This window comes from Streptomyces sp. NPDC058632 (genome assembly GCF_042717095.1).
Classification (GTDB): domain Bacteria; phylum Actinomycetota; class Actinomycetes; order Streptomycetales; family Streptomycetaceae; genus Streptomyces.
Window position 1 is genome coordinate 254,863 of sequence record NZ_JBHXQZ010000001.1, and the last position, 6,710, is coordinate 261,572.

Below are 6,710 nucleotides of genomic sequence, written 5' to 3' on the forward strand. Positions count from 1 at the left end.
CCTATCCGGGGGGCCAGTGGAGACCGCGGCCGCCCAGGACGTGGGCGTGCGCGTGCCAGACGGTCTGGCCGGCGCCGCTGCCGGTGTTGAAGACGATGCGGTAGCTCTCCAGCTGCTCCTGGGCCGCGACGGCCTGTGTCTCGCGCAGGACGTCCGCCGCGATCTCGGGGGCGGCCGCGGCGAGGGCCGCCGCGTCCTTGTGGTGCGCCTTCGGGATCACCAGGATGTGCGTGGGCGCCTGCGGGTTGATGTCGCGGAACGCGACGGTGGTGTCCGTCTCCCGGACGATCGTCGCCGGGGTCTGCCCTGCGGCGATCTTGCAGAACAGGCAGTCGTCCTGCGGTTCCCCTGCCATGGCAGGCCCTCCTCGGTGCGTGGTGATCGCGTACGGGGGCATCGTAGTCGCCCCCGCCGCGGCGGGCAGGCGTCCGGGGACAGTCCGGAGGGACACGGGGACGCGCGGGATCGAGCAGGGGGCACGGGCGGACGCGGGGACGTGCAGGGACGGGCCGGACACCGGGGCACACGGATGCGCCGACGCGCGGGACAGGGCCGGCACCAGGGCGCGGACGGGCACCCCCGGACGCCGGCCGACGCCGAGACGCGGACGGGCGCCCCCGGACGCCGACGGACACGGGTTGCGCGGATACGCGAGGACGCGAGCGACGCCGGGACGCGGGCGGACGCGGGCGGACGCGGGAAGCCGTCGTCCGCACGGTCGTGCCCCGGCGCCGGACTGCCTACCCCATCGCCGGCGGCGTCTTCGCCGGGGTCTCCTCGAGCGCGGCCAGCGCCAGCCGTACCGCCTCGTCCAGCTGGACGTCCCGGCCCGCCGCGTGGTCCTGCGGGCGCTGGACGACCTCCACGTCCGGGTCCACGCCGTGGTTCTCCACGCCCCAGCCGTAACCCTCCAGCCAGAAGGCGTACTTGGGCTGGGTGACGAGGGTGTGGTCGACCAGCCGGTAGCGGCTGTCGATGCCGACGACGCCGCCCCAGGTGCGGGTGCCGACGACCGGGCCGATACCGAGCGCCTTGATCGCCGCGTTGACGATGTCGCCGTCGGAGCCGGAGAACTCGTTGGCGACGGCGACGACCGGACCGCGGGGCGCGTCCTGCGGGTAGCTCTCCGGACGCATGCCGCGCGGCAGGTCCCAGCCGACGATCCGCCGGGCCAGCTTCTCCACGACGAGCTGGGAGGTGTGGCCGCCGCGGTTTTCCCGGACGTCCACGATCAGGCCCTCGCGGACCACCTCGACCCGCAGGTCCCGGTGGATCTGGGCCCAGCCGGGAGCCTGCATGTCGGGGACGTGGAGGTAGCCGAGCCGGCCGCCGGACAGCTCGTGGACGTGGGCCCGCCGGTCGGCGACCCACGCGTGGTAGCGCAGCGGCTCCTCGTCGGCGACGGGGACGACGACCGCGTGCCGCGCCTCGCCGCCGCCGGCCGGGGAGACGGTCAGCTCGACGGGTTTGCCGGCGGTGCCGACCAGCAGCGGGGCCGGTCCGCTCACCGGGTCGACGGGCTGTCCGGCCACGGCGACGATCGCGTCACCGGTGCGGATCGCGACGCCGGGCGCGGCCAGCGGGGAGCGGCCCTGAGGGTCGGACGTCTCGGCGGGCAGGATGCGGTCGACGCGCCAGCTGCCGTCCTCGTGGCGGGAGATGTCCGCGCCGAGCAGGCCCTGCCGGGCACCGCCGCCGAAGCCGCCGCGCGGGGTGACGTAGGCGTGCGAGGTGCCGAGTTCGCCCTGCACCTCCCACAGGAGGTCGACCAGGTCGTCGTGGGTGGCGAGCCGGTCGAGGACGGGCCGGTAGCGGTCGAGGACGGCGTCCCAGTCGACGCCGTTCATGTCCGGCCGCCAGTAGTTGTCCCGCATGATGCGGCCGGCCTCGTCGAACATCTGCCGCCACTCGGCGGCCGGGTCGATGAACTGGCGGACCCGGTCGAGGTCGACGGTGATGTTGCTGTCGCTGTCGTCGTCGCCCGAGGCGCGCCGGTCGCTGGGAACGACCTTGAGCCGGCTGTCGGTCCACAGCAGCACCCGCTTGCCGTCGCCGCTGACCTCGAAGTGGTCGGCGTCCGAGGCCAGATGCTCGATGCGCGACTGGGCGAGGTCGTAGCGCTCCAGCTCGGTCTTCGGGTCGGGGTCGTCGGGGGTGGCGCGGGAGGCACCGAGCACACCGCGCACCGGGTGCCGCAGCCACAGCACCCCGTCCTTGGCGGCGCGCAGGTTGGAGTAGCGGGCGGCCTCGACCGGGAACGGCACGATCCGGTCGGCGAGCCCTTCCAGGTCGATGCGGGTGGTCGGGGTGCCCTCGCTGTCGGGGGTCTCGTCCCGGTCCGGCGTCTCGAAGGGGCGGCCGTGCCGCTGCGGGCCGAACGGTGACGGGGTCGTCGCGGCGAGGGTGATCAGGTGTGGCCGGGCGCCCTCGACGAAGGCGAGGTCGAAGACGTACTCGTCGTAGACCGGGTCGAAGGAGCGGGTCGACAGGAACGCGAGGTGTTTGCCGTCGAGGGTGAAGGCGGGCGCGTAGTCCTGGAAGCGCAGCGGGGTCGCCTCGGTGACCTGGAGGTCGGTGGTGCCGGCGATCCTCAGCTGGCTCAGCGGGCGGGGGCCGGGATGGGACCAGGCGAGCCAGGCGGAGTCGGGTGAGAAGGTCAGCCCACAGACGTCGCCGTCGGCGCTGCGGTCGACCTCGCGGATCTCGCCGGTCTCCCGCTCGACGAGCAGGACGCGGCCGTCGTGCGAGGCGATGGCGGCGCGGCTGCCGTCCGGCGACATCGCGAGCTCCAGAACCCGGCCGAGCCGTCCGGCGGCGATCCGGCGCGGGGTCGCGCCGGGGGCGAGGCCGGCGGCCGGGGCGAACTCCAGGGCGTCGTCGCCTTCTGCGTCGGTCACCCACACCACCCACTCCTCGCCGTCCGCGCGGAAGGCGCGCGGGCGCCGGGCGCGGACGCCGGGGGTGGCCGCGAGGGCACGGGCGGGGCCCGACCGGTGGGTGACCCAGTGGACGGTGCCGCGCACGCAGACGGCGCTGCCGCGCGCGGTGTGGTCGGGGGAGGCGGAGCCGAACCAGCGGGCGGCGTTCACCGGGAACGGTGTCAGGTCGACGCGCTGGCCGCCGAGCCGGATGTCGAGCGGGCGGGGCTCGGCCCCGTCCAGGTCGTCGAGGATCCACAGCCGACCGGCGCTGGAGTAGACGACGCGGGTGCCGTCGGTGGCGGCGTGCCGGGCGTAGAACCCGCCCAGAGGTGTGTGCCGGCGCAGGTCGGAGCCGTCGGCGAGGGAGGAGTACAGCGCACCGGTGCCCTCGTGGTCGGAGAGGAAGGCAATCCCCCCCCAGGTTCTCGGCTCCGCTCGAACAGGGGGGACCCCCATGCCCACCCAGATCGGGTACTCGATGTTCCCGTCGAGATCGGCGTGCAGGCGGACGAACTCGCCGGAGGGCTCGGCCGCCCCGTCGTCCCCCGTCTCCTGCTCGATCCACAACTTGCCCGCCGTGCCGCCCCGGTAGCGCTTCCAGGCGGCGGCCTCGCGGCCCATCGTCGCGGAGAGCAGTACGGTGCGCGGCCCGTGGGCGACGTCGCCGACGGGACCGTACGGCAGCGTGGTGGCGGGGCCTCCGTCGAGGGGGATCGCACAAGCCCAGGTACGGCGCAGGCTCGCCTGGCCGTGGGTGCTGAGCGCCAGGACCTTCCCGTCCGGGGTCCAGCCGCGTACCTGGGTCCTGGCGCTGCCCCAGTGCGTCAGGCGCCGGCCGGGGCCGCCCTCGACGGGGGCGACGTGCACCTCGGGGGCGCCGTCACGGGTGGAGGTCCAGGCGACGGTGGTGCCGTCGGGCGAGATGCGGGGCATCGTCACCGGCACGTTGTCGGCGCTGGCCCGCCAGGCGCGGCCGCCGTCGAGCGGGGCGAGCCACACGTCGTCCTCGGCGGTGAAGGCGACCAACTCGCCGTGCGGATGCGGGAACCGGAGATACGCGGCGGAGGCGACCGAAGCAGAGTGCGTCACCCGGTCACCCTACGCAGGCGCGGTCGGCGTGGACAGGGGTCTGGATCACTTGCCCTCGACAGGGCGGCAGGAGGGGTACTGGTCGCACCACACGGTCGTCGTGACCGTCACCGTGACGGTGGGCTGCGGGCCGCGGTTCGTGGGCTCGCCCACCGGGGGCGGGCTGGTGGCGTCGCAGTCGCCCAGGCCGTCGACCCGGAACACCTGCTTGCCGTCCACCTTCGCGGTGATGTCCCCGCGCACACAGGCGCCGTCGACGGCGTGGGTGATCTTCCCGGTGACGGTGATCTCCTTGCCGTCCTCGGTCTCCCCGTCGCAGTCCACGGTGGCCACCGTGCTCTCGTTCGCACGCGCGGACCGCGACGACGCGCTCGCGTCGTCCCCGTAGGAGGCGGTGCAGCTGAGCCATCGCACGCCGGCCTTCTGCCGGTTGAGCTCCTGGGTGACCGTCTCGTCGGTCGTGAGCGCCACCGCGGCCGAGCCGACCGAGCCCGGCTCGCACGCCACGGCCCCGCCCACGGCGAACACGGCGAACCCCACGGCCAGTACCGGCCGCCGCCACCGTGCCCCGCGCCGAGCCCTCGGCCAAGACCTCGGCCAACTCCTTGTCAGTGCCCCCTTGGACGCCATGGACGGCAGCCTGCCACCGCCACAGGCGTGACGGTAGGGCGCATACGGCCACCGCGGGCGCCCCTGCCCTGCTCCCGCCCTGCCCCCGTCCCGCCCCCGCCGCCGGGCCTGATCAGCGCCCTGGCGCCCGACACCTCGGCGCCTCGGTGGTCCCGGATCAGGACCAGCGGCCCGTGCGGGCCAGGAGTACGGCCGCCGCCGCGGTGCCGGCGGTGGAGGTGCGCAGGACGCTGCGGCCCAGGCGGTAGGGCTGGGCGCCGGCCCGCGCGAAGAGCTCCAGCTCCTCCGGCGAGACCCCGCCTTCGGGGCCGACGACCAGCACGATGGTGCCGGAGGAGGGGAGTTCGGCGGTCGCGAGGGGTTCGGTGCCGCTCTCGTGGAGGACGGCGGCGAAGTCGGCTTCGGCCAGAAGTGACGCAACCTGTTGGGTCGTGGCCGCGTCCGCGACCTCCGGGAAGCGTGTCCGGCGGGACTGCTTGCCCGCCTCACGGGCCGTCGCCCGCCATTTGCCGAGGGATTTCAGCCCGCGCTCGCCCCGCCACTGGGTGACACAGCGCGCCGCCGACCACGGCACGACCGCGTCGACGCCGACCTCGGTCATCGTCTCCACGGCCAGCTCGCCCCTGTCCCCCTTGGGCAGGGCCTGGACGACGGTGAGCCGGGGCGACTCCGCGGGCTCCTCGACGACGTCGCCGAGGCGCACGATCAGCCGGTCCTTGCCCTCGGTGCCGGTCACCTCACCCTCGGCCCGGCGGCCGGCGCCGTCGGTGAGGACGACCCTCTCCCCGGCCCGCAGCCGCTTCACGGAGACGGCGTGCCGTCCCTCGGGGCCGTCGAGCACGTGGTGACCGGAGCCGTCCGTGCCGAAGCCGTCCACGACGAAGACCGGGGCGGTCATCGGGCACCTCCCGCCGACAAAGCGGTCCGGGTGGCGGTGAGTTCGGCGGCCAGCACCTCCACCAGCTGCCCGGCGGGCAGCTCGCGGGCCATCCGGTGGCCCTGTCCCGCCCACAGCGCCATGCCCTGCGGGTCCCCGGCGGTGGCGGCGGCCTTGCGCAGCGGGGCGGTCAGATGGTGGACGTCCGGGTAGGCGGCGGGGGCGTACCGGCCGTGCTCGCGCAGGAAGCGGTTGACCAGGGCGCGGGCCGGACGTCCGGAGAAGGCGCGGGTCGGTTCGGTGCGGGTGTACAGGGGGTTGGTCAGCGCCTGCTTGTGCAGGGCGTGCGCGCCGGACTCGTGCGTGGCGAGGAACGCCGTGCCGAGCTGGGCCGCCGAGGCGCCGGCCGCGAGGACGGCGGCGATCTGGCTGCCGTGCATGATGCCGCCGGCCGCGACGACCGGGATGTCCACGGCCTCCCGCACCTGGCTGATCAGGGACAGCAGCCCGATGCCGGAGCAGTCCGTCTCCGGGCAGTCCCGGTGGGTGCCCTGGTGGCCGCCGGCCTCGGCGCCCTGCGCGATCACCGCGTCGGCGCCCGCGTCCCGAACGGCCCGCGCCTCGTCGGGGGTGGTGGCGGTGGCCAGCGTGAACGTGCCGGCGCGGCGCAGGGCGTCCAGGACGTCACGGGCGGGCACGCCGAAGTGGAACGACACCACCGGCACCGGGTTGTCGAGCAGGACGGCGAGTTTGGCGTCGTAGCCGTCGTCGCGGCCGCTGTCGGGGTCACCCAGCTCGGTGGCGTACCAGGAGGCCTCACCGGCCAGCTGATGGGCGTAGACGCCCACGGCGGCGGGGTCGGGGGTCTCGGGCTGGGGCATGAAGACGTTGACGCCGAAGGGGAACCCGGTCAGCCCGCGCAGCTGCTTGATCTCCTGGTACATCCCGTCCGCGGTCTTGTACCCGGCGGCCAGGAACCCGAGCCCGCCCGCCTCGGACACGGCCGCGGCGAGCTGCGGCACGGCGACTCCGCCCGCCATCGGGGCCTGCACCACGGGGTGCCGGAGGAGGTCGGTGAGGGCCAAGGACATGACGGCATGTTGCCACGTCCTTCGGACATCTCCGAATTGGATCGGAGACAGGCCGGAACCGGATCGGGGCGGATCGGGGGCGGGCCCGATCCGCCCCGCGGC

General features: G+C 74.9%; 5 protein-coding genes. All 5 read right to left on the reverse strand.

Features of this window, described 5'->3' with window-relative positions; translation table 11 throughout:
* Window position 1 precedes the first annotated feature (1 nt).
* On the reverse strand, window positions 2-355 hold the full coding sequence (locus tag ACFWVE_RS01240) for a histidine triad nucleotide-binding protein (RefSeq protein ID WP_384007036.1): 354 nt from the start codon (window positions 353-355) through the stop codon (window positions 2-4).
* A 385-nt stretch (window positions 356-740) separates the two neighbouring features.
* On the reverse strand, window positions 741-3,947 hold the full coding sequence (locus tag ACFWVE_RS01245; protein WP_384007068.1) for a S41 family peptidase: 3,207 nt from the start codon (window positions 3,945-3,947) through the stop codon (window positions 741-743).
* Between the two features lie 108 nt (window positions 3,948-4,055).
* A complete protein-coding gene (locus ACFWVE_RS01250; RefSeq protein ID WP_384007039.1) occupies window positions 4,056-4,640 on the reverse strand; it encodes a hypothetical protein in 585 nt (194 codons plus the stop codon).
* Between the two features lie 157 nt (window positions 4,641-4,797).
* The gene (locus ACFWVE_RS01255) at window positions 4,798-5,538 is read right to left on the reverse strand and encodes a 16S rRNA (uracil(1498)-N(3))-methyltransferase (RefSeq protein WP_384007042.1); all 741 of its coding nucleotides are present in this window, start codon (window positions 5,536-5,538) and stop codon (window positions 4,798-4,800) included.
* Window positions 5,535-6,608, reverse strand: a complete 1,074-nt coding sequence (locus tag ACFWVE_RS01260; RefSeq protein ID WP_384007045.1) for a nitronate monooxygenase — start codon at window positions 6,606-6,608, stop codon at window positions 5,535-5,537. The genes ACFWVE_RS01255 and ACFWVE_RS01260 overlap by 4 nt, the downstream gene beginning before the upstream one ends.
* Window positions 6,609-6,710: the final 102 nt, after the last annotated feature.